The following is a 21,475-nucleotide window of genomic DNA, read 5'->3' on the forward strand; positions in this document are numbered from 1 at the left end:
GACAATCAACGTTCTCGCCACAGCCTGAGCAATTTTCAGACAGGCTTTCGGGCGAACGTGACTTCACCTCGCCGGCGCCCTACATCGCGGGGCATGCGGCGGCTGGATGAATTGCTGGGATGCGGGGCGGCCGGGGCGGTGGCGCTGGTGGAGCGTGAGCGGCAGCTGGGCTATGCCGAGCTGGACGGGCTGGTGAGCACGGTCGCGGGCAATCTGGCGGGGCGCATCGCGGCGGGGGACCGGGTGGCGGTGTGGCTGCCGAAATCCATCGAGGCGGTTGTGGCGCTGCTGGCCATCTCTCGCGCCGGTGGCGTGATGGTGCCGGTGAACCCGGCGCTGCGCGGCCCGCAGGTGGCGCATATCCTGGAGGACAGCGGCGCGGCGCTGCTCCTGACCCATGCGGCGCGGGCGGTGGGGGTGTCGCATGGCCAGGTGCTGACCTTGGAAGCCGATTGGGCGGGGTTGAGCGCGGGCGGCGGCGGAGCGGTGCATGCGGCGGGTGAGCTGGCGGCACTGCTCTATACCTCGGGCTCGACCGGGCGCCCCAAGGGGGTGATGGTGACGCACGCCAACCTGTGGGCGGGGGCGGAGAGTGTGAGCGACCGGTTGGGAACGGCGGCGGACGACCGGGTGCTGGCGGCGTTGCCGCTGAGTTTCGATTTCGGCTTCAGCCAGCTGACGACGGCGTGGCGGCGCGGCGCGCGCGCGGTGCTGCTGGACTATCTGGCGCCGCGCGATGTGGTGCGCGCGGTGGCGCGGCATGGCATCACGCAGCTGGGGGCGGTGCCGCCGCTGTGGGTGCAGCTGGCGGGGCTGGACTGGCGTGGGGTGACGACGCTGAGGACGCTTTCCAACACCGGCGGGCGGCTGCCGGTGCCGGTGGTGCGGCAGCTGCGGGCGATGTTTCCGCAGGCGAAGCTGCACCTGATGTTCGGGCTGACCGAGGCGTTCCGGGCGACGATGCTGCCGCCTGAATTGGCGGATGCGCATCCGGACAGCATCGGGCGGGCGATCCCGGGCGCGGAGGTGCTGGTGTGCCGGGCGGATGGCAGCCTTGCCGATGATGACGAGCCGGGGGAGCTGGTGCAGATGGGGCCGCACGTGACACGGGGCTATTGGCGCGATGCCGAGCGGACGGTGGCACGGTTTCGGCCGGCGCCGGCCGCCTCGGTGCTGGGGGGCATGGCGGTATGGAGCGGCGATACGGTCCGGCGCGATGCGGCGGGGCTGCTCTATTTCGTGGGGCGGGCGGACGAGACGATCAAGACGATGGGGATGCGGGTGTCGCCCACGGAAGTCGAGGAACTGGCGCATGCCAGCGGCGCGGTGCGGGCGGCGGCGGCATTCGGGGTGGAGGATGCGGTGGCGGGGCAGGTGATCCGGTTGTTCGCGGTGCCGGAGGGCGATGACGCGGGGGCGCGGTTGCGGGCCTTTTTCAAGCGGGAGGCGCCGGGGCATCTGATGCCAGCCGACATCATCTGGCGCGAGGCGCTGCCGCTGTCGGCGAACGGCAAGATCGACCGGGCGGCGTTGAGGGCGGAGGCGTGAGCGGGCATGTGCCGCCGGGGTTCGGCGTGCGCGACGGGGCATTGGTGATCGCCGGGCGGACGGCGGAACAATGGGTGGCGGAGGCGGGGGATACGCCGCTGTTCGTCTATGACCGGGTGCGGGTGGCCGCGAAAGTGTCGGCGTTCCGCGCGGCGTTTCCGGGGGTTCGGCTGCACTATGCGATGAAGGCCAATCCGTTCGCGCCGCTGCTGGCCTGGATGGCGGGGCTGGTGGATGGGGTGGATGTCGCCTCTGGCGGGGAGCTGGCGGCGGCGGTGGCAGCGGGCGCGCGGGAGATCAGTTTCGCCGGGCCGGCGAAGAGGGACGCGGAGCTGGCGGCGGCGATCGAGGCGGGGGCGACGATCAACCTGGAGAGCGTTGGCGAGATGCGGCGGGCCGCGGCGCTGGCGGCGGGGAAGGGTTTGCGGGCGCGGGTCGCGGTGCGGGTGAATCCGCCGTTCGAGCTGAAGGGCAGCGGCATGCGCATGGGCGGCGGGGCGAAGCCGTTCGGGGTGGATGCCGACGCCGTGCCGGACATGTTGCGGGCGATGGCGGGGCTGCCGCTGGATTTCCGGGGGTTTCACATCTTTGCCGGCAGCCAGAACCTGGACGCGGGTGCGATCATCGCGGCGCAGCGGGAGACGGTTGCGCTGGCGGCGGCGCTAGCGGCGCAGGCCCCCTGCCCGCCGGCGCTGGTCAATCTGGGCGGCGGATTCGGGGTGCCCTATTTCCCCGGCGATGTCGCGCTGGATGTCGGCCTGGTGGGGGCGGCGCTGGCGGAGGCGCTGTCGGCGCGGCCGGCGGTGCTGGCGGAGACCGAATTCGCGCTGGAGCTGGGGCGCTGGCTGGTGGCGGATGCGGGCGTCTATCTGACGCGGGTAGTGGACCGGAAAATGTCCGGCGGGCAGCTGTTCCTGGCGTGCGATGGCGGGCTGCATCACCAGCTGGCGGCGAGCGGCAATTTCGGCACGGTGATCCGGCGCAATTATCCGCTGGCGAACGCGACGCGTTTTGCCGCAGAGCCCGAGGAGGTGGCGAATGTGGTGGGGTGCCTGTGCACGCCGCTCGACAGGCTGGGGGACCGGGTGATGCTGCCGCGGACCGAGGAGGGCGACCTGATCGCGCTGTTCATGGCAGGTGCCTATGGCCGGACGGCGAGCCCGGGGGCTTTTCTGGGGCATCCGCCGCCGGGGGAGATTTTTGCCTGAGGCAACGGTGGTCGCGCATCCTGTTGCGCAAGAACCGGTTTCCGCTTTCTGCGCGCTGCGCCCTATTTCTGGAAGCGGGAGGCGAGGGACTGGTCGCGCGGCAGGGTGGAATCATCGGGCATGAGCAGGGATGCGGTGGCGATGCCGACGGCGACCCCGAGCGCGATGCCGCCGATCCAGATGGCGATCAGCCAGGGTGAGCTTGATTTGTCCTTCAATTGCATTCGTCCCGCTCCCGACCCTTGACGCCGGACTTGATAGACCGGTCGTGGACCGCATCCTGGGGATGGGATGCGTTTCTTGGTTAATGCAAAAGCTGTGCCAAACCGCGCCGCAAAGGATTCCAGCGCGTTGGGAAAGAAGCTGCAGGAAGGATGTAAGTTATTCCGACGTGCTCAGGCGCCGTCATAGTTCGCACCGACGAACCACAGGCCATCCGGTGGTGCGTTGAGGCCAAGGGCGGCGCGGTTGCGGGCGGCGAGGGCGGCGGCGAGTTGCGCGGGGCTCCATTGGCCACGCCCCACCAGGACGAGGCAGCCGACCATGGAGCGCACCTGGTGATGCAGGAAGCTGCGAGCGGCGGCGTGGATGGTCAGGCGGTCGTCGTCCGCGACGACATCGAGCCGGTCGAGGGTCTTGAGCGGCGAGGCGGCCTGGCAGGCGACCGACCGGAAGGTGGTGAAGTCATGGTGGCCGATGAGATGCGCGGCGGCTTTGGCCATGGCTGTGGGGTCGAGTGGCGGGGGCAGGCGCCAGACCAGGCCGGCTTCGTGGGTGAGCGGGGCGCGGCGGAGCAGGATGCGGTATTCATAGGCGCGGCCGGTGCAACTGAAGCGGGCGTGCCAGTCCGGTGGCGCAAGCCGTGCATCGAGGACGGCGACGGCGGCGCCGGCGGCGCGGAGATGGTAGTTGAGCGCTTCGGACAGGCGGAAAGGAGTGAGGTCTTTCGCAAGATCGAGATGGGCGGGCATGGCGGTGGCGTGGACGCCGGCGTCGGTGCGGCCGGCGGCATGGACGGTGGTGGTTTCGCCGAAGGCGGCGAGGACGGCGTCTTCGAGATGCTGTTGCACGCTGGGGCCGTGCGCCTGGCGTTGCCAGCCCATCAGGCCGCGGCCGTCATATTCGAGCGTCAGGCGGAAGCGGGTCATGCGAGGGGGAGAGGGAAACTGCGGCCACGGGCAAAATCGGCGAAGGGCATGGGCTTGCCGCCGGCGGGTTGCACCCTGTGGAGGGTAAGGGTGCCGGTGGGGAGGGCGATGTGGCCGTTGTGGGAGAGGGTGGGTTGAACTGCGTTGCGGTCGACGAAAGAGCCGGCACCCACCCCCGCTCGCTGACGCGAGTCGCCCCTCCCGCTCTCCGCTTCGCGGGGCAGGAGGGGAGTTGCGCTGGCGTCTGTGATTTTCACACGTTCGCCGCCGGCCAGGAACCAGGCGCCGGGGGTGGGGGTCATGGCGCGGAGGCGGCGGAGGATCGCGTCGGCGGGTTCGGACCAGTCGAGGCGGGCTTCGGCCTTGTCGATCTTGTGGGCGTAGGTGACGCCGTCCTCCGGCTGTGGCACGGGGGTGGGGCGGGTGGCGAGGGCCTGCACCATGAGGGTGGCGCCGAGCTGGGCGAGTTCGGCGGTGAGGGCGCCGGCGGTCTTGTGGGCGATGGGGGTAACGGCAGTGAGCAGCATGGGGCCGGTATCGAGGCCGCGTTCCATCTGCATGATGGTGACGCCGGTGACCTGGTCGCCGGCGAGGATGGCGCGCTGGATGGGGGCGGCGCCGCGCCAGCGGGGGAGCAGGCTGGCGTGGATGTTGAAGCAGCCCAGGCGCGGAGCATCGAGGATGGCTTGCGGCAGGATGAGGCCGTAGGCGGCGACGACGGCGGCATCGAGGTCGAGCGCGGCGAAGGCGGCGCGGTCGGCATCGCCGCGGAAGTTGGCCGGGGTGCGGACGGGGAGGCCGAGGCTTTCGGCGGCGCGCTGCACGGCGCTGGCTTGCAGCCGCCCGCGGTTGCCAGGGCGCGGCGGCTGGCAATAGACGGCGGCGATCTGGTGGCCGGCGTCGAGCAGGGCGTGCAGCGCGGGCACGGCGAAATCCGGGGTTCCCATGAAGGCCAGTCGCATGGCAGGGCAGGTGGCAGAGCGGCGGGAGTTCGACAAGAGCATGGCGAGTGTGGAGCTGGAGCAGCTGACGGGGTTGCTGGCGCGGTTGCCGGGGCTGGGGCCGCGCTCGGCGCGGCGGGTGGTGTTGCAGCTGATCAAGCGGCGGGAAGCGCTGCTGGAGCCCTTGATCGCCGCGCTGAGCCGGGTGGCGGCGACGCTGTCGACCTGTGGCGTGTGCGGCAATGTCGATACGCGCAATCCGTGCGGCGTGTGCGTGGATGCGAAGCGGGACGCGGGGTTGCTGTGCGTGGTGGCGGAAGTCGCGGACCTGTGGGCGCTCGACCGGGCGCGGCTGTTCGCCGGGCGATATCATGTGCTGGGGGGCACGCTGAGCGCGATGGATGGGGTGCGGCCCGAAGATTTGTCGGTGGAGGCGTTGCTGGCGCGGGTGGCGGCGGATGGCGTGCGCGAGGTGGTGCTGGCGATGAATGCGACGCTGGAGGGGCAGACGACGGCGCATTATGTGGCGGAGCGGTTGGCGGGCACGGGCGTGGCGGTGACGCAGCTGGCGCATGGCGTGCCGGTGGGGGGGGAACTGGATTATCTGGACGAGGGGACACTGGCGCAGGCGCTGCGGCTGAGGCGGCCTTTGCAGGGGTGAGACCGGCCGATAAATCGCCCAGGGCGGGCTGCGAAAGGCGATTTGCTGCGCTCCGATGCTCACGCACCTTGAGTGCGCTGCGCTTCGGTGCTCCCAAATCACCATTCTCGCCTCACCCTGAGCAATTTCTCGACCGGTCTCGCGGGACGGGCGGGCGGCAGTCTTGACCTGGTCAGCAAGCGACCATAATTCGCTGGCATGGCCATTCTTCCCATCCTGGAGGTTCCCGATCCGCGGTTGCGGCGGATTTCGACGCCGGTCGACGCGCTGACCGATGAGGTGCGGACGCTGATCGCCGACATGTTCGAGACGATGTATGCGGCGCCGGGCATCGGGCTCGCCGCGGCGCAGGTGGATGTGCCGCTGCGGCTGCTGGTGATGGACATCAGCGACGGCCCGCCGGACGCGGAGGGCAAAGGGACATCCAACCCGCGGGTGTTCATCAATCCGGAGCTGTCGGAGCCGGCGGACGACTGGACGGTCTATAATGAAGGCTGCCTGTCGGTGCCCGACCAATATGCCGATGTCGAGCGCCCGGCGACGGTGCGGGCGCGCTGGATGGATGAGCATGGCGAACAGCATGACGCCGTTCTGGAGGGGCTGCTGGCGACCTGCTTGCAGCATGAGATGGACCATCTGAACGGGGTGTTGTTCATCGATCATCTGAGCCGGTTGAAGCGCGACATGGTGTTGAAGAAGCTGGACAAGCTGCGGCGCAGCGCGGCGTGAGCAAAGGTCGGCTTGAGCGACTGGAGCACCGACGCGCGCCGGACGATCATGACGCACTGGAAGCCGCATTGCAGCAGCGGCTGTACCGGGTGCAGGTGGCCTATCTGTCGCAGGGACGATCGGCGATCATCATGCTGGAGGGGTGGGACGCCAGCGGCAAGGGAGGCCTTATCAAGCGGCTGACGAGCGAGCTGGATCCGCGTTTCTTCGCGGTGCACCCGATCGCCGCGCCGACCGAAGCGGAGCGGAAGCGGCATTTTCTCTATCGTTTCTGGACGCGGCTGCCGGGGCGGGGCGAGATCGCGATCTTCGACCGCAGCTGGTATGGGCGCGTGGCGGTGGAGCGGGTCGAGGGCTATTGCGAGGAGGCGGAGTGGCGCCGCGCCTATGACGAGATCAACGATTTCGAAGCGGGCCAGGTGAAGGCGGGAACACGGGTGATCAAGCTGTTCCTGCACGTCAGTGCGGAGGAACAGGACGCGAGGTTGCGCGAGCGGGTGGAGAATCCGTGGAAGCGCTGGAAGACCGGCGCGGACGATTATCGCAACCGGAGCAAGCGCGAGGGCTATCTGGCGGCCTATGAGGCGATGTTCGCCAAGACCGACACCAAGGTGGCGCCCTGGCACCTGATCGGAGCGGACCACAAGAAGTTTGCGCGAACGGAGGGCATGCGGATCATCGCCGAGGCGCTGGAGACGGGCGTGGACCTCTCGCCGCCGCCGCTGCATCCGGATCTGCACAAGCTGGCGGACGCGGCGCTGGGGCCGATTGACGCCGGCTGAGCGGCCTGCGTTGAATTCATCGCGTGCGGCTGTTAACCATATGGCAGGGAGTGCGCGATGTTGCTGGCGGGTGCGAACGAAGGCTCGGACGGGGGCGTAACACTGGCGACGCTGAGCGAGGCCTATTCGCCGACCGAGACGCGATTCCGCCCGGAGGAATCGCCGTTCACAACGCTGTTCGCGGACATCACGCATCGCTGCAACATGGCGTGCCGCAATTGCTACATTCCGGTGCGCGACCTGCCCGACCTGCCGGTGGACTGGCTGTATGAGGTGGTCAGGCGGCTGCCGCGTCGCGCGCGCATCCGGCTGGTGGGGGCGGAGCCGACGATGCGGGAGGATCTGCCCGACATCATCCGCACCATTCGCGCGCTGGGGCATATCCCGGTGGTGCTGAGCAACGGGCTGAAGCTGGGGCGCCGAAACTATGTGGAAAAGCTGAAGGCGGCGGGGCTGCATACGGTTTATCTGAGCCTGAACGGGGGCTTGCGCGACGATCTTTACCTGGCGATCGATGAGTTGGCGTGTGCTGAGCGGAAGCTGGCGGCGCTTGACAATTTGCTGGCGCTGCGGATGCATGTGACCACGGGGACGATCCTGGTGCCCGGCGTGAATGTGGGACATCTGCCGGAATTCATCGATCATCTATTGGGCAAGGGGGTGCGGGACATGCATTTCCGCTCGGTGGGGCAGGTGGGGAATTACATCCGCGATGCCTCATTCACGCTGGACGAGCTGGAGGCAGCAGTACGCGGAGCGCTGCGGCCTGAGCATGGGGAGTTGCGGCTGCTGGCAGCCTATGGGTCGAGCCGGGATTTCGCGCTGGGGCGCGCGCGGGTGCAGTTGACGCAATGGCCGGAGCTGGGAAGCCTGGAGCGGGGGCGGATCGCGCCCGACGGGATGGTGGAGCCGATGTTCGAGAGCATCGTTGCCAATGAACATCGCTATTGACCTCGGATTGTTGCCGCGCGCGGTGCTGCGGAAGAGGCTGCTGGGCGCGGTAGCGCGCTGGCGGTTCGAGGATACGCGGCTGCATGCCCTGCTGTCGGCGGGGAGGACACCGAGGGGGCTGATCCTGCGCTATGCGCTGGCGACCTATCGGTCGGCGCTGATCTTCACCGCGACCATCGCCGAGATGGTGGAGAAGGCGCCGAGCGACCGCGCGAAGCTGCACCTGCTGATGAACCTGCTGGAGGAGGAGGGGGCGTTCGTGCGTGCCTCCACCGGGCTTGTCGTGCGGCATGAACGGAGCCATCCCGCGCTGGCGCTGCGGTTCCTGGAGGCGTGCGGCGGCAGCGCGGCGATGCTGACAGGTGCCGAGCAGCACGCGACCGGGCCGGGGCGGGCGTTGCTGCGCGAAGGCCGGTGGGTGGAGGCGGTGGCGCATCTGCTGGTGGGGCAGGAATTGCGGTTCGGCGAGGCCTCCGGCGAGCTGGCGGCGCTGTTCGAGCGGGCGGGGGTGGCGCGGCGCGACCTGGCCTTTTTCCATGCGCATGTGGGGACCGATTGCCGGCATGGGGAGGAGGCGCTGGACCTGGTGCTGGACCATGCCGACACACGGGGCTTGCAGGAGGCCTGTGTGGCGGAAGCGGAAGCCGGCGGGCGCATATGGTTTGACATGCACGGGGGTGCGCGGAGTGATGTGATCGCGGCGGCATGAATTTTGCCTCGTGGGGCTTTGTCGGCCTGTTCCTGCCGCTGTTGTGCCTGTGTTTCTGGAGCCTGAGGGGGGAGGCCGCGCGATGGCGGCAGCCGCTGCTGACGGCGGCATCATTCGGATTCTATGCCTGGTCGGGCTGGGGCAACGCAGCGCTGCTGCTGGCATCAATGGCGGTGAACTATGGCGCCGCGCGGTGGCTGCTGCAGGTGGAGGCCGGCCGCAAGGCGGTGATGTGGGGGGCGGTCGCGGCCAATCTGGCGTTGTTGGTGGGGTTCAAGGTGGCGGCGCTGGGCAATGCGCCAACGGATGGTTTTCAGACGAGTGAGGCGATCCTCATTCCGCTGGCGCTGTCCTTCATCACCTTTCAGCAGATCGGCTTCGTGGTGGCGGTCTATCGGCGGCAGGTGAAGGCGGCGCCAGTGGCGGATTATGCTTTTTTCCTGTGTTTTTTTCCGCAGTTGGTGATGGGGCCGATCCTGCGCTATCAGGATGTGGCAGGGCAGTTGCGGTCGGGAGCGCTGGCTGCCGTGCGGCGCGAGGATGTGGGCGTCGGGCTCGCGATCTTCGTGTTCGCGCTGGCGAAAAAGGTGCTGCTCGCGGACCCGCTGGGGGTGGCGGTGGACCGGCTGTTCGTGGCGGCAGCGTCCGGTCCGGTGCCGGTCCAGGACGCCTGGTTTGCGATCCTGGGGTTTCAGTTGCAGCTGTTCCTGGATTTCAGCGCCTATGCCGAGATGGCGATCGGGTTGGGGCGGATGTTCGGGGTGCGGCTGCCGATCAATTTCGACCGGCCATTGTTCGCGACCGACCGGTTCGACGTGTGGCGGCGCTGGCACATCACGTTCGCGATCTTCATGCGCACCCATGTGTTCATGCCGTTGGTGCGGACGCGGCGGGTGCCGGTGGCGGTGGCGCTGACCATTACCGGTGTTCTCTCTGGACTGTGGCACGGACTGGGGTGGACGTTCGTGTTGTGGGGGTTCGTGCAGGCGGGTATCCTGTTGTTGACGCATCTGCGGAATATGAAGGCACGGGCGGCGCCGCCGGTGGCGGGGGCGCGGTGGCTGGCGGCGATCGCGCTGACCTTCCTGACCAATGCATTGCTGGGGGCGATGTTCCGGGCGCCGACGTTGGAGACGGCGGGGCATGTCTATGGCGCGCTGCTGGGCGTGGGGGATGGGGGCGGGAGTTTGATCGGGCTGCGGGGGATGATCCTGTTTCCGCTGTGCGCCCTGGTGATCTGGGGGTTGCCGGATGCGGCGCAATTCTTCCGGCGATACTGGAACGCCATCGATCCGCGCCCGGACCCGGGCATGCCGCCGGTGCATGCGCTGGAACGGCGGTTCGGTTTTGTGCTCAACCGGCGCTGGGGCATGGTGATGGGGGTGCTGCTGCTGCTGGCGTTGCTGATGTTGAATGAAGCGCGCAGGTTCGTTTATGTCCAATTCTGACGGCTTTCTGCCGGCGTTGCTGGGCGTGATCGCGGCGGGGCTGCTGGCGCTGGTGGGCAATGCGGTGTGGGTGGATCCGTTCCGGGTTTTTGGCGAGGGGCGGGGGCATCACCTGTGCCCCTCGGGCTGGCTGGCAGGAGTGGAACGGGTCCAGAAGCCGTTGATCCTGGCATTTCGGCGACCGGAGGTGGCGCTGATCGGCTCATCGAAGGTGATGCAGGGCTTTGACGAGCGCGATGCGGCGGTCGTTTTCCGTGGCGCGCGCGTGGCCAATCTGGGGATGGCGGCGGCGGACATGCGGGTGGTGCTGGACATGGCCGGGCGGGCGTTACGGACACCGTCCATGCGGCAGCTTTGGATCGGGCTGGATTTTGGCATGCTGGCACCGCAGGACGCGGCACCCGCGCTGGCGACGGCGGATGGGACATCGCGATGGGAGCGGTTGCGGCGCGGCGTCCTGTCGGCTGAAGCGCTGAAGGCAGCGGTGTCGATGCGGATAGGCGACTGCGACGTGCCGCGCCTGAGCGGTTGGGGATTCAATGTGGGAAGGGTAGATCGGCGGGGCGATGGGGTGGCGGTTCGGCGGCAGGTGCTGGCGACGCTGGCGCCGCTGAAAGAGCCGGGGCGGCGGGTGCAGGCGGAGGCGGCGGCGCTGGGCGGGTTGCGAGCGCTGGCAGGCGCGGCGCAGCGACGCGGGGTGCGGCTGGTGCTGTTTCATTCGCCCGTTAGCGCCGACTATCGGCGGCTGCTGGAGGCCGAGGGTCTGGTGGCGGCTGAGCGGAGCTGGCGGCGGCAGGTGGCGGGATTGCCTGGTGTCACGCTGGTGGAGGTGCGGCCACAGGCATTTTACGATCTGACACACTATCGCCCGGAGGTGGGGCGGACGATCCTGATGACGGGTCAGGCGATCATGTCGCGGTAGTGGTAGATGATATAGGTGCCGCCGTTTCGCTTGGCGTCGACCTTGATGCCCTTGCCCTTGGCGCGGCCATTGAAATCGTCGAGCGAATCGACGCTCTTGATGGTGGCGGACGTGCCGACGCCGAAGTTGAGCTCCAGCCCTTCCTTGCGTTGAAAATCGTTCCACACGCCCTGGGCCTGGATGGCGCCGACGACCGCGTCCTTGAAATCCTGGAGGTCGATCTCGTTCATCAGCACGACCGTATTGTCGCCCGTGCAGGCGCCGCCGGGGCCGGCGAAGGGGTTGGGCAGGCCGAGGGCGTTTCGGTGCTGGTCATAATGACCGTCGACGAAGCCGGCACAGCCGGCGTGCTTGCGGGTGGCCGGTGCCCAGGTGGTGCAGGTACACAACGTTCCGCCCTTCGGACCTTCGGCACACAGGCCGGCTTCCCAGATCTTCTTGTGCTTGTGATTGCAGACGGTGCAGGTCTGGTGCACGCTTTCCTTCTGGTTGCAGGTGGCGCAGCTGCCCTGGGACACACGCGACAGCACCAGTTTTTTCAGCTTGAGGAAGCGCAGGACGCTGGCGTCGAGCACCGGCGGCAGTGCCTGTTGCGCCGGACCGGCGAGATTGCCGTAAAGGTTGATGTTGCCGGCGATCTTGGCGGCCTTGACGCCGAGCGCATGCGCCGAGGCGATCGGATCGGGATCGACGAAAAGATGCTTCTTCACGAATTCCTTGTCGAAGCCGACATTGAACGTGGTGCCGCTGCGCGCCTGGATGACCCAGACCTGGCCTGCGGCGGGCTGTTGGTGGCCGCCGCCGTCGCGCTGAATGAGGGTGTCGGCTGTCGGCATGGCTGGCTCCCCTGAACGCGCGGTGCCCGGGACTCGGATGCACGTGCGTGAGAAAGTTAACAGTGTGGCGGGGCGCGTCAATCGTAGCGGATGGCGAGAATTTCCAGGCTGCGGGTGCCGGAGGGGAGCGTGACGGTACGGGTGTCGCCGACGGTAGCGCCGCGGAGGGCGCGGGCGATCGGGGTGTTCCAGGCGATGCGGCCGGCGTGGGCGTCGCTTTCGTCCGCGCCGACGAGGGTCAGGGTCTGGTGCTGGTCATCCTCGTCGGCCAGCGTGACGGTGGCACCGAAGAAGATGCGGGTCCGGTCGGGCTGCCCCGCGGGGTCGATGACGGTGACGGCGGCGAGGCGTTTGGACAGGTGGGCGAGTTCGCGGTCGATTTCGCGCAGTCGTTTGCGGCCATAGATGTAATCGCCGTTTTCGGAGCGGTCGCCGTTGCCGGCGGCCCAGCTGACGGTTTCGACGATGGCGGGGCGTTCGGTGGTGAAGAGGTGGGTATAGCGGGCGCGGAGTGCGGCCATGCCGGCGGGGGTGATGGGGTCGGTCATGGGGGCGGGGGCCGCGCTATGACCGCGGCGTGGCGGGTGGTGCGCCTGCCTGCCGGCCCCCTCCGCTCGCGCAAGCGCGAGTCGCTCCCCCGTGGCGGGGAAGAGCTTGTGGCGGCGCCTGCTCGGCTCATTCGCCGCCGCGGGTGGGGGCGGCGAGCCATTGGCTGGCGCGGGGGGTGGCGCCGGGGCGGCGGGGTTCGAGCATGGAATAGACGGCGGCGTTTTCGATGACGCGCTGGACATAGTTGCGGGTCTCGCTGAAGGGGATCATCTCCACCCAGTCGATGACCTCGGGCAGGGGGCGGCCGCGGGGGTCGCCGAGCGTGGCGAGCCAGCGCCGGACATTGCCGGCGCCGGCGTTGTAGGCGGCGATGGCAAGCAAATGGCTGCCATCGAAATTGCCGAGGCGCTGGCCATAATAGCTGCTGCCGAGCGTGAGGTTGTAGCCGGGGTCGCTGAACAGGCGGTCGGGATCATAGGGCAGGCCGAGCTTGCGGGCGACATCGGCGGCGGTGCCGGGCATGAGCTGCATCAGGCCGCGGGCGCCCACCGAGGATATGGCGGTGCGGTCGAAGAAGCTTTCCTGGCGGGCGATGGCGTGGCTGATCAGCCAGAGGTCGCTGGGCAGCGCGGCATTGTCCAGCCGGGGGAAGCCAGGGTCGGTGAGGCCGAAGACGCCGGTCCCGCCAGAGGCGGGCAAACCGAAGCTTGCGCGCGAGGCGCGGGCGACGCGGACGGCGAGGTCGGGGCGGCTGAGGCTGCCCGCGAGTTCGGTGGCGAGGCGGGCCTGGGCGGGGGTTTCGATACTGTCGGCGAGCGCGCGGAGAAACAGGGACTGGCGTTCGCGGTCGAAGGTCAGCAGGCGGGTGGCGCGGACGAGCTCGTCGGCGTTGAAGGCGCTGCGGTCGGCGGGGCTGACCGGCGGCGGCGCGGCCTGCGGCAAGGCGGGGGCGCGGCCGAGAAATTCCGATGCCAGCTGGCCATAGAAGAAATCGGGGTGGCTGGCGGCGCGGTCGAAGGCGGCGCGGGCCATGGCGGGGTCGCCAAAGGCGTGGGCGGCGCGGCCCAGCCAATAGTCGCCGCGTGCCTGGCTGACCGGTGTGAGGACGGCGGCGCGGAAGCTGCTGAAATGGCGGATGGCGTCCTGCGGCTGGTTGAGGCGGCGCAGCGCGAGCCAGCCGGCGAGCCATTCGACATCGGTGAAGGCCTGGCGCTCGGCAAGGCTGCGTTCGGCGAGCGGCCGGCCGAGTGCGAAGCTGTTGTGGTTGGCGAGCAGCCGCCAGGCCGTGCGCGCGTCCCCCTCTCGCATGGCGGGACGGGCAAGGTCGAGGCGCTGTTTCAGCCAGAGTTCGGGGACGGTGACGCTGCCGGCGCGCACGCGGCTGTTGGCGAGGAGGGCGCGGGCGCTGGCAGTCTGGCCCTGGCGGACCAGCCAAACGGCGCGGTCGTAGAGCAGGCCGGGATCGGTGAGTTGGGCCGCGGGCACGCTGGCGGCGCGCGCCTCTGCATCCGGGGCGTTGTTGCGCAACGCGATGCGCGCCTGGGTGAGGGCGCGGGCTTCGTCTGGCAGCAGGGGCAGCAGTCGGGCGGCAGCGCTGGTGGCGCCGAGCCAGAGCAGGCGGTCGGCGCGGATGATGTGATCGTCGCGGGTGAGGATGCCGCCGAAGCGGGTAAGGAGGGCGGATTCGACCTGCGGGTCGAAACTGCCGGCGCGCCAGGCGGCGCGGGCGGTTTCAAGGTCACCGGTGAGGAGCGCGAGGCGGGCGCGGCCGGCGGCGGTCTGGGGGGGCAGGATGGTGAATACGGCGCGCGCGTCATCATCAGGGGTCTGCGGGTCGGCGGCGGCGCGCTCGGCACGAGCACGCATGGTGGCGGTGGCGGGCCAGGCGGGGTTGGCGGCGGCGAAGGTAGCGAGTTCGATCAGCGGCAGCATCCGGTTGCCCACCAACACCATGGCGGGTGCGGTGACGGCGCCACTGCGACCTGTTACTACGACGATGTCCGGGCCGCCGCGCGGTGCAGGCGCGCGCAGGCGATCCCAAGTGGCGAGTTTGCCGCTGAGCGCGTCGGGCGCCGGCACATCGGGGGGGACGCCGCGTTCGGCGTTCACGAACGCCCGCATGAGCCAGGAAGACGGGTCTTGCGCCGGGGCGGGGGAGGCGGCGGCGAGGGTGAGGGCGGCGAGCAGCAGGCGCAGCGGCGGAATCGGGCGGATTGGTTGCGTGGGCATGGGGGAGGGTTTAGGCGGGTGAAGATGAAGCTGCTAGGAACAAGATGATGGAAGCCCCGCGTTTTTCAGGTTCGATCCCGGCCCTGGTGACGCCGTTCCGGGGTGGAGCGGTGGACGAGGCGGCGCTGGCGGCGCTGATCGACTGGCAGATCGGCGAAGGTTCGAGCGCGCTGGTGCCGTGCGGCACCACGGGCGAGGCGGCGACGCTGAGCATCGCCGAGCATGACCATGTCGTGCGGTTGACGGTGGCGGCCGCCGCCGGCCGCGTGCCGGTGATCGCGGGGTGCGGATCGAACGACACGCAGGCGGCGCTGGATCACATGCTGGCGGCGAAGGAGGCGGGCGCGTCGGCGGCGCTGGTGGTGTGCCCCTACTACAACAAGCCCAGCCAGGCCGGGCTGGCGGCGCATTTCGAGCTTCTGGCGGAGCGCGGGGGTCTGCCGGTCATCCTCTACAACATCCCCGGGCGCAGCGTGGTGGACATGGCGACGGCGACGATGGCGGCGCTCGCCAGGCATCCGGCGATCATCGGCGTAAAGGAATCGACGGGCGACCTGGGGCGGATCAGCGCCATCCGCCATCATTGCGGCCATGATTTCCAGATATTGTCGGGGAATGATGACATGACGCTGGGCATCCTGGCGCAGGGCGGGGTGGGCGCGATCAGCGTGACGGCGAATGTGGCGCCGCGGCTGTGCGCGGACCTGGCGGCGGCGGCGGCGCGGGGCGATTATGTCCACGCGCTGGCGGTGAATGACCGGCTGTGGCCGCTGCATTCGGCCCTGTTCAGCGATGCCAGCCCGGCACCGGTGAAGCATGCGCTGGCCCGGCTGGGGCGGATGGCGGCGGACGTCCGCCTGCCGCTGGTGGCGGCGAGTGCGGCATCCCGCGCGGCGGTGGAGGCGGCAATGATGCATGCCGGGCTGACAGGGGGGGGTGGGGCATGAGGCCCAAGCCGGCGGGGACGAAGCTGAAGACGGTCGCCGAGAATCGCCGGGCGCGCTATGAATATTCGATCGACGAGGTGTTCGACGCCGGCATCCAGCTGACGGGGACCGAGGTGAAATCGCTGCGCTTTGGCGAGGGGAGCATCGCCGAAAGCTATGCCGAGGTGCGCGACGGCGAGGTGTGGCTGGTGAACAGCAATGTCCCCGAGTTCAGCCATGGCAACCGGTTCAATCATGAGCCGAAGCGGCCGCGGAAGCTGTTGCTGAAGCATCGCGAGATCGAGAAGCTGCATGGCGGTGTGGCGCGACAGGGCATGACGCTGGTGCCGCTGAGCATCTATTTCAACGAGCGTGGCAAGGCGAAGGTGGAACTGGCGCTGGCGAAGGGCAAGAAGCTGCACGACAAGCGGGCGAGCGAGAAGGAAAAGGACTGGAAGCGGGAGGCGGCGCGCATTTTGCGCGACCGTGGGTGAAATGAGGCGTGAATCGTTCACATTTCTGCCACGCGCAGCCGTATAGGCAAGGATGATGAGCGAGCCCGTGGACGCCGAACGGCGCTGGAAAATGAAGGTGCCGAGCCGGGAGGTGTTGCTGGCGAACCGCTGGATGCGGCCGTTTGCGAAGCATCTGTCCGACCCGCGCATCTGGCAGTGGAACCGGCGCAGCGTGGCGCGCGGGGCGGCGCTGGGGATGTTCATCACCATCGCCGTACCCTTGCCGATCCAGATCCTGCTGGCGGCGCTGCTGGCGGTGTTCGTGCGGGCGAATGTGCCGGTGGCGGCGCTGTGTGCTTTCCTGTCGAACCCCTTCACCACGCCGGCGATCCTGGCGGGCGCCTATTGGGTGGGAAATCTGGCATTGGCGGTGGAGAACCGGATGCCGGTGCCGCTGCTGCCGCAATCGGGGAGCTGGATGGAGCGGGCGCTGGAATGGGTGGCGCAGGCGAGCCTGCCGATCGCCATCGGGCTGCTGATCATGGCAACGGTGTTGGCATCGGTGAGTTATGTGGCGGTGCATCTGGCCTGGCGGGTGCGGATCGGGCGGAAATGGGCGCGGCGGCGGGCGGCGCGGAGGAAGATGGCATGAGCGAGAAGCTGATCGGCGTGAAGCAGGCCTGGGCGAAGGCGGGGCGGTTGCTGACGGGGAAGGCCGATGAGGGGTATGAGGCGCGGCTGCCGCCCGGGCAGCGGCTGGTGACCAACTGGCCGGTGCTGGACCTGGGGGTGCAGCCCGACGTGCCGACGGCGAGCTGGCGGCTGGAGGTGGACGGGGCGGTGACGACGCCGATGACGCTGGACTGGGCGGCGTTCATGGCGCTGCCGCAGGTGGAGGATGTGAGCGACATCCACTGCGTGACGCAATGGAGCCGCTATGACAACCGCTGGCAGGGGGTGTCGACGGCGACGATCCTGAATGCGGTGCAGCCGTTGCCGCGGGCGGCGCATGTGATCCTGCACGGGTTTGACGGCTATACCACGAACGTCTCGCTGGACCTGTTCGCGGAAGCGGATTGCCTGCTGGCGCACAGCCATGACGGGGCGCCCCTGAGCCGCGAGCATGGCGGCCCGGTGCGGGCGATCATTCCGCGCTATTATTTCTGGAAGAGCGCGAAGTGGTTGAAACGGATCGAGTTCGTGGCGGAGGATGCGCCGGGGTTCTGGGAGGTTCGGGGATACCATAATGTGGGCGATCCGTGGTTGGAACAGCGCTATTCCTGATCGGAACATGATGGGAACATTTTGCTTGCAAGGGTAGAACAAAAGCGATACGTCGGAGCTTCTGACATGCCTTGCGCCGGGTGGGGCGAGGCCGTAACGAGGGAGCGGGTCATGGCGGCAGCGCTGAAACTGGTGGACACGAAAATGGACAAGCAGAAGGCACTGGAAGCGGCCCTGGCGCAGATCGACCGCGCGTTCGGCAAGGGCTCGGCGATGAAGCTGGGGCAGCGCGAGGCGCTGGAGATCGAGGCGATTTCGACGGGCTCCCTGGGGCTGGATATCGGGCTGGGGATCGGCGGGCTGCCCAAGGGGCGGATCGTGGAGATTTACGGCCCCGAATCGAGTGGCAAGACCACGCTGGCGCTGCACGCGATTGCCGAGGCGCAGAAGCTGGGCGGGACGGCGGCGTTCGTGGATGCCGAGCATGCGCTGGACCCGATCTATGCCAAGAAGCTGGGGGTGGATACCGAGAATCTGATCGTCTCGCAGCCGGATACCGGCGAGCAGGCGCTGGAGATCGTGGACACGCTGGTGCGGTCGAACGCGATCGACGTGCTGGTCATTGATTCGGTGGCGGCGCTGGTGCCGCGCGCCGAAATCGAGGGCGAGATGGGCGACAGCCATGTGGGGTTGCAGGCGCGGCTGATGAGCCAGGCGCTGCGCAAGCTGACGGGGAGCATCAGCCGCTCGCACTGCCTGGTGATTTTCATCAACCAGGTTCGGATGAAGATCGGCGTGATGTATGGCAATCCGGAGACGACGACGGGGGGCAATGCGCTGAAATTCTATGCCTCGGTGCGGCTGGACATCCGGCGGACGGGGCAGATCAAGGACCGCGACGACATCGTGGGCAACACGACGCGGGTGAAGGTGGTGAAGAACAAGGTGGCGCCGCCATTCCGGCAGGTGGAGTTCGACATCATGTATGGCGAGGGCATCAGCAAGACAGGCGAAATCCTGGACCTGGGCGTGAAGGCCGGGATGGTGGAGAAGTCGGGCGCCTGGTTCAGCTATGATTCGATCCGCATCGGGCAGGGGCGGGAAAATGCCAAGAAATTCCTGAAGGAAAATCCCGAGGTGGCGGCGAAGCTGGAAGCGGCGATCCGGGCGAATTCGGCGGGGGTTTCAGACGCGCTGATGGCCGGACCGGATGCCGACGAGATGGAGTGAGTGCCGCGGGACGTGGTGCTTTCTTTCGAAAGTTGCGCGTCGGATGCAAAAGTCCGGACATTGATGCTGGAAATCATGTCATATTTCTGTTATGGCAGTGCCACCGGCGGTGACGTCGGGTCGCACAGCTGACGCGCCGCCCTGTGTTCCGCCAGGGGCCGCGTTGCAGAAACGGATCAGGCGCGGGACACGTCCAGTCAGATTTCCAGCATAAGCTCCTTGGGGCGGGCACCTGCATGGCATGGCGGACGAATTGAAAGGATGGACCCTAAGATGGCAGCCAAGCCGCTCAATTTCGTTGTTGGTGACAATGTCGTTTATCCCAAGCATGGCGTGGGCAAGGTCACGGAAATCCTGACCAGCGACATCGCCGGTGCCAAGCTGGAGCTTTATGTGTTGCGGTTCGAGAAGGAACGCATGACTTTGAAGGTGCCGACCGCCAAGGCGGAGAGTGTGGGCATGCGCAAGCTGTCCAGTGAGGCGACGTTGAAGGATGCGCTGCTGACGCTGAAGGGCAAGCCGAAGATCAAGCGGATCATGTGGTCCCGCCGGGCGCAGGAATATGAGGCCAAGATCAACAGCGGCGACCTGGTGTCGATCGCCGAGGTGGTGCGCGACCTGCACCGCGCGGAGGACCAGCCGGAGCAGAGCTATAGCGAACGGCAGATTTTCGAGGCGGCGATCAGCCGGCTGGCGCGTGAGGTGGCGGCGATGAAGAATATCGACGAGCCGGCGGCGCAGAAGGAAATCGAGCAGGTGCTGAAGGCGGCCTGAGGGCGCCCCCCGTCCCCGGGGCGTCATGACCCTGATGCACGGGAGGAGCCTGCGCGTCAGGTCGATCGCGTGGCGCTGTCAGATTTTATCGACGGGATGGAGGGAGCCGGGTGTCGGAAGATGCCCGGTTCCCGCTCTTCTGTTGCCCTCTCCGCTGCAATCGAGCTGCTTTGAGCGTCGATAGTTCGAGCAGGCCGGCCTGCTAATTTTTAACGACAGGATGACTGCGGCGAGTCGCGGGCTTGCCGGGCATCGGGCGTGTGCCGCATAGCGGGGCATGTTGAACGGATTTCAGGGGCCGCTCTGGCTGGTGGGCTGCGGGGCGATGGGGGGTGCGCTGCTGTCGCGCTGGCGCGCCGCGGGCCTGCGCGACGATCAGGTGACGGTCATCGATCCGGCGCCGAAGGCGGTGCCGGCGGGCTTCGCCGGGATCCTTGTCGATTCGCCTGATGCGGCAAGTGGCACGCCTAGGCTGGTGGTGCTGGGGGTGAAGCCACAGATGCTGCCGGTGGTGGCGGCTTCGCTGTCGGCGCGAATTGCCGGCGCCTTGCTGATTTCGATGCTGGCGGGCGTTCGCACCGGGACGCTCGCCAATCTTTTCGACCGGGCACGGATCGCGCGCATCATGCCCAACACACCGGCGAGCATCGGCGCGGGGGTTACAGCGCTATATGGTGCAGGGCTGCCAGCGGCGGACATGGCCATGGTCGAGGCGCTGTTGAAGCCGGCCGGGCAGACGCTGTGGCTGGAGGATGAGAGCCGCTTTGACGCGGTGACGGCGCTGTCGGGCAGTGGCCCGGCCTATGTGTTCCGTTTCATCGAGGCGTTGGCGGGGGCCGGGGAAGCGGCGGGGCTGGATGCGGCGACCGCGGGGGCGCTGGCGATGGCGACGGTGACCGGGGCGGCGGCGCTGGCGGCGCAATCGGGGGAAACGCCGGCGGCGCTGCGGCTGGCGGTGACCAGCCCGCAGGGGACGACCCAGGCGGGGCTGGATGTGCTGGACGGCGACGGCGCGCTTTCGGCGTTGCTGCGTGGTACCGTCCGGGCGGCGGCGGAGCGCTCCCGCGCGCTGGCGGCCGCCGCGGATGCGGCGGCGGACGCGAAGGCGGCGGCATGAGCAAAGAGGTGAACCGGGCACTGGCGCTGAAGGGCTGGCTGGCGGCGTTCGCCGACAAGGGCTGGCGTGGCGCCGATGCCATCGCAGCGGCGGACGCGGCGGGAATGGCGCATGGCGCGCTGTTGGCGTTGCTGTGTGATCGGCTGGATGCGGTGGCGGCATGGCAGGATCGGGTGGCCGATGCGGCGGCGCTGGCGGCCGGGGCGGGAGCAGGATCGGCGCGGGATCGATTGTTCGACGGGATGATGGCCGGGTTTGACGCGGTTCAGGCGGACCGGGCCGCGGCGCTGGCGCTGTGGCATGCGCGCGATCCGGCGCTGGCGGCGTCGATCGTGGGCCGCGCCGGGCGGGGGCTGCGGCGGCTGGCGCGGGCAGCGGGCGTGGCAGAGGGTCTCGATCTGCCGCTGCGGCTGGCGGTGCTGGGCGGCGTGGCCGCGCGGGCGTTGCGGGTCTGGGCGAGTGACGAAAGCGCCGACATGGCGGCAGTGATGGCGTCGCTGGATGGCGATCTGGCGCGGGTCGAAGACTGGGCGAAGCGGGCGGTCAGTTTTCCAGGGATTGCAGCGATTCGACCAGCGGACGATCCGCCGGGGGAATGAGGCCGGTCAGCACGTCCCAGAAGCCACTGACAGCGCCCTGGCCGGCCTCGGCATAGGCGCTGGCGACGCGTTCGCGCAGGGCATCGAACAATTCGGCATCGAGCATGGCGCCATCGGGCGTCAGGCTGAGCAGGCGCTGGCGTCGGTCGGTGGGGCCGACATCGACGGCGACGAGATTGGCGGCGGTAAGGTCCTGAAGCACGCGGGAAAGCGACTGTTTGGTGATGGCGAGCAGGCGCAACAGGTCGGAGACGGTCATGCCGGGGCGGCGGGCGATGAAATAGAGTGCGCGGTGATGGGCACGCCCGAGCCCGCGGGTGGCCAGCAGGGCATCGGCACCGCGGATCATGTGGCTGTAGCCGAAGTAGAGAAGTTCGATGCCGCGGCGCACCTCGGCCTCGCGCAGGAAGAGTGGAGAGGCGCGGCGCGGAGGCTGTAACACGTCAGTCATGTTGACCTATTTCGCACGGACTGCTAGCAGCGCGCAAC

The 21,475-nt window shown here is 68.5% G+C and carries 24 protein-coding genes; 17 read left to right on the forward strand and 7 right to left on the reverse strand.

From position 1 onward, the window contains the following. The first annotated feature begins 93 nt into the window (after positions 1 to 93). Both H3309_RS05580 and H3309_RS05585 read left to right on the forward strand, forming a co-directional pair. Entirely contained in the window at positions 94 to 1,548 is a 1,455-nt protein-coding gene (locus H3309_RS05580; RefSeq protein WP_182297763.1) for an AMP-binding protein, read from the forward strand. Beyond that, on the forward strand, positions 1,545 to 2,756 hold the full coding sequence (locus tag H3309_RS05585) for a pyridoxal-dependent decarboxylase, exosortase A system-associated (protein ID WP_182297764.1): 1,212 nt from the start codon (positions 1,545 to 1,547) through the stop codon (positions 2,754 to 2,756). The genes H3309_RS05580 and H3309_RS05585 overlap by 4 nt, the downstream gene beginning before the upstream one ends. Before the next feature lie 62 nt (positions 2,757 to 2,818). Here H3309_RS05585 and H3309_RS05590 read toward each other — a convergent pair whose 3' ends face one another. From H3309_RS05590 to fmt, 3 genes are all read right to left on the reverse strand, one after another. Beyond that, positions 2,819 to 2,980 carry a hypothetical protein gene (locus tag H3309_RS05590; RefSeq protein ID WP_182297765.1) on the reverse strand — a complete coding sequence of 54 codons (162 nt, stop codon included), beginning with the start codon at positions 2,978 to 2,980 and terminating at the stop codon, positions 2,819 to 2,821. A 171-nt stretch (positions 2,981 to 3,151) separates the two neighbouring features. Further along, the gene (gene truA, locus H3309_RS05595; RefSeq protein WP_182297766.1) at positions 3,152 to 3,904 is read right to left on the reverse strand and encodes a tRNA pseudouridine(38-40) synthase TruA; all 753 of its coding nucleotides are present in this window, start codon (positions 3,902 to 3,904) and stop codon (positions 3,152 to 3,154) included. Then, complete coding sequence (gene fmt, locus H3309_RS05600) at positions 3,901 to 4,866, reverse strand: methionyl-tRNA formyltransferase (protein ID WP_182297767.1); 966 nt, start codon at positions 4,864 to 4,866, stop codon at positions 3,901 to 3,903. The genes truA and fmt overlap by 4 nt, the downstream gene beginning before the upstream one ends. A gap of 40 nt (positions 4,867 to 4,906) precedes the next feature. Here fmt and recR point away from each other — a divergent pair, with 40 nt between their 5' ends. The 7 genes from recR (at position 4,907) to H3309_RS05635 (ending at position 11,047) form a co-directional block, all read left to right on the forward strand. Further along, positions 4,907 to 5,506 (forward strand): recombination mediator RecR, encoded by a 600-nt coding sequence (gene recR / locus H3309_RS05605; RefSeq protein WP_182298520.1) that lies wholly within the window; start codon positions 4,907 to 4,909, stop codon positions 5,504 to 5,506. Between the two features lie 198 nt (positions 5,507 to 5,704). Then, positions 5,705 to 6,235, forward strand: coding sequence for a peptide deformylase (gene def, locus H3309_RS05610; protein ID WP_182297768.1), 531 nt, complete (start codon positions 5,705 to 5,707; stop codon positions 6,233 to 6,235). Beyond that, on the forward strand, positions 6,232 to 7,017 hold the full coding sequence (locus H3309_RS05615; RefSeq protein ID WP_182297769.1) for a polyphosphate kinase 2 family protein: 786 nt from the start codon (positions 6,232 to 6,234) through the stop codon (positions 7,015 to 7,017). Before def ends, H3309_RS05615 begins: the two co-directional genes overlap by 4 nt. A 57-nt stretch (positions 7,018 to 7,074) precedes the next feature. After that, positions 7,075 to 7,968 carry a radical SAM protein gene (locus tag H3309_RS05620; RefSeq protein WP_182297770.1) on the forward strand — a complete coding sequence of 298 codons (894 nt, stop codon included), beginning with the start codon at positions 7,075 to 7,077 and terminating at the stop codon, positions 7,966 to 7,968. Beyond that, the gene (locus tag H3309_RS05625) at positions 7,952 to 8,677 is read left to right on the forward strand and encodes an iron-containing redox enzyme family protein (RefSeq protein WP_182297771.1); all 726 of its coding nucleotides are present in this window, start codon (positions 7,952 to 7,954) and stop codon (positions 8,675 to 8,677) included. The genes H3309_RS05620 and H3309_RS05625 overlap by 17 nt, the downstream gene beginning before the upstream one ends. Beyond that, positions 8,674 to 10,125 carry an MBOAT family O-acyltransferase gene (locus H3309_RS05630; RefSeq protein ID WP_182297772.1) on the forward strand — a complete coding sequence of 484 codons (1,452 nt, stop codon included), beginning with the start codon at positions 8,674 to 8,676 and terminating at the stop codon, positions 10,123 to 10,125. The genes H3309_RS05625 and H3309_RS05630 overlap by 4 nt, the downstream gene beginning before the upstream one ends. Beyond that, a complete protein-coding gene (locus H3309_RS05635) occupies positions 10,112 to 11,047 on the forward strand; it encodes a hypothetical protein (RefSeq protein WP_182297773.1) in 936 nt (311 codons plus the stop codon). The genes H3309_RS05630 and H3309_RS05635 overlap by 14 nt, the downstream gene beginning before the upstream one ends. Here H3309_RS05635 and H3309_RS05640 read toward each other — a convergent pair. The 3 genes from H3309_RS05640 to H3309_RS17650 form a co-directional block, all read right to left on the reverse strand. Then, a complete protein-coding gene (locus H3309_RS05640; protein WP_182297774.1) occupies positions 11,026 to 11,883 on the reverse strand; it encodes a hypothetical protein in 858 nt (285 codons plus the stop codon). The genes H3309_RS05635 and H3309_RS05640 overlap by 22 nt on opposite strands. 77 nt (positions 11,884 to 11,960) lie before the next feature. Continuing rightward, positions 11,961 to 12,431, reverse strand: a complete 471-nt coding sequence (locus H3309_RS05645) for a GreA/GreB family elongation factor (protein ID WP_182297775.1) — start codon at positions 12,429 to 12,431, stop codon at positions 11,961 to 11,963. Positions 12,432 to 12,558: 127 nt separating this feature from the next. Beyond that, positions 12,559 to 14,661, reverse strand: a complete 2,103-nt coding sequence (locus H3309_RS17650; protein WP_182297776.1) for a lytic transglycosylase domain-containing protein — start codon at positions 14,659 to 14,661, stop codon at positions 12,559 to 12,561. A 44-nt stretch (positions 14,662 to 14,705) separates the two neighbouring features. Between H3309_RS17650 and dapA the strand changes: the two genes are divergently transcribed. The 8 genes from dapA (at position 14,706) to H3309_RS05690 (ending at position 20,986) form a co-directional block, all read left to right on the forward strand. Next, positions 14,706 to 15,608 carry a 4-hydroxy-tetrahydrodipicolinate synthase gene (gene dapA / locus H3309_RS05655; RefSeq protein WP_243453855.1) on the forward strand — a complete coding sequence of 301 codons (903 nt, stop codon included), beginning with the start codon at positions 14,706 to 14,708 and terminating at the stop codon, positions 15,606 to 15,608. Next, the gene (smpB, locus tag H3309_RS05660) at positions 15,605 to 16,081 is read left to right on the forward strand and encodes an SsrA-binding protein SmpB (RefSeq protein WP_182297777.1); all 477 of its coding nucleotides are present in this window, start codon (positions 15,605 to 15,607) and stop codon (positions 16,079 to 16,081) included. Before dapA ends, smpB begins: the two co-directional genes overlap by 4 nt. A 52-nt stretch (positions 16,082 to 16,133) precedes the next feature. After that, positions 16,134 to 16,694: a DUF2062 domain-containing protein gene (locus H3309_RS05665; RefSeq protein ID WP_182297778.1), complete on the forward strand. Its 561-nt coding sequence runs from the start codon at positions 16,134 to 16,136 to the stop codon at positions 16,692 to 16,694. Beyond that, positions 16,691 to 17,326 carry a sulfite oxidase-like oxidoreductase gene (locus H3309_RS05670; protein ID WP_207791561.1) on the forward strand — a complete coding sequence of 212 codons (636 nt, stop codon included), beginning with the start codon at positions 16,691 to 16,693 and terminating at the stop codon, positions 17,324 to 17,326. Before H3309_RS05665 ends, H3309_RS05670 begins: the two co-directional genes overlap by 4 nt. Before the next feature lie 111 nt (positions 17,327 to 17,437). Beyond that, a complete protein-coding gene (gene recA, locus H3309_RS05675) occupies positions 17,438 to 18,496 on the forward strand; it encodes a recombinase RecA (protein ID WP_182297780.1) in 1,059 nt (352 codons plus the stop codon). A gap of 273 nt (positions 18,497 to 18,769) precedes the next feature. Continuing rightward, complete coding sequence (locus tag H3309_RS05680) at positions 18,770 to 19,270, forward strand: CarD family transcriptional regulator (RefSeq protein ID WP_182297781.1); 501 nt, start codon at positions 18,770 to 18,772, stop codon at positions 19,268 to 19,270. Positions 19,271 to 19,547: 277 nt separating this feature from the next. Further along, a complete protein-coding gene (gene proC, locus H3309_RS05685) occupies positions 19,548 to 20,387 on the forward strand; it encodes a pyrroline-5-carboxylate reductase (RefSeq protein ID WP_182297782.1) in 840 nt (279 codons plus the stop codon). Further along, positions 20,384 to 20,986: a hypothetical protein gene (locus H3309_RS05690; protein WP_182297783.1), complete on the forward strand. Its 603-nt coding sequence runs from the start codon at positions 20,384 to 20,386 to the stop codon at positions 20,984 to 20,986. The genes proC and H3309_RS05690 overlap by 4 nt, the downstream gene beginning before the upstream one ends. Here H3309_RS05690 and H3309_RS05695 read toward each other — a convergent pair. Continuing rightward, positions 20,931 to 21,437 (reverse strand): MarR family winged helix-turn-helix transcriptional regulator, encoded by a 507-nt coding sequence (locus H3309_RS05695; RefSeq protein ID WP_182297784.1) that lies wholly within the window; start codon positions 21,435 to 21,437, stop codon positions 20,931 to 20,933. The two genes, H3309_RS05690 and H3309_RS05695, sit on opposite strands and share 56 nt — an antisense overlap. Between the last annotated feature and the right edge of the window lie 38 nt (positions 21,438 to 21,475).

It is taken from the genome of Sandaracinobacteroides saxicola (genome assembly GCF_014117445.1).
Lineage (GTDB): Bacteria > Pseudomonadota > Alphaproteobacteria > Sphingomonadales > Sphingomonadaceae > Sandaracinobacteroides_A > Sandaracinobacteroides_A saxicola.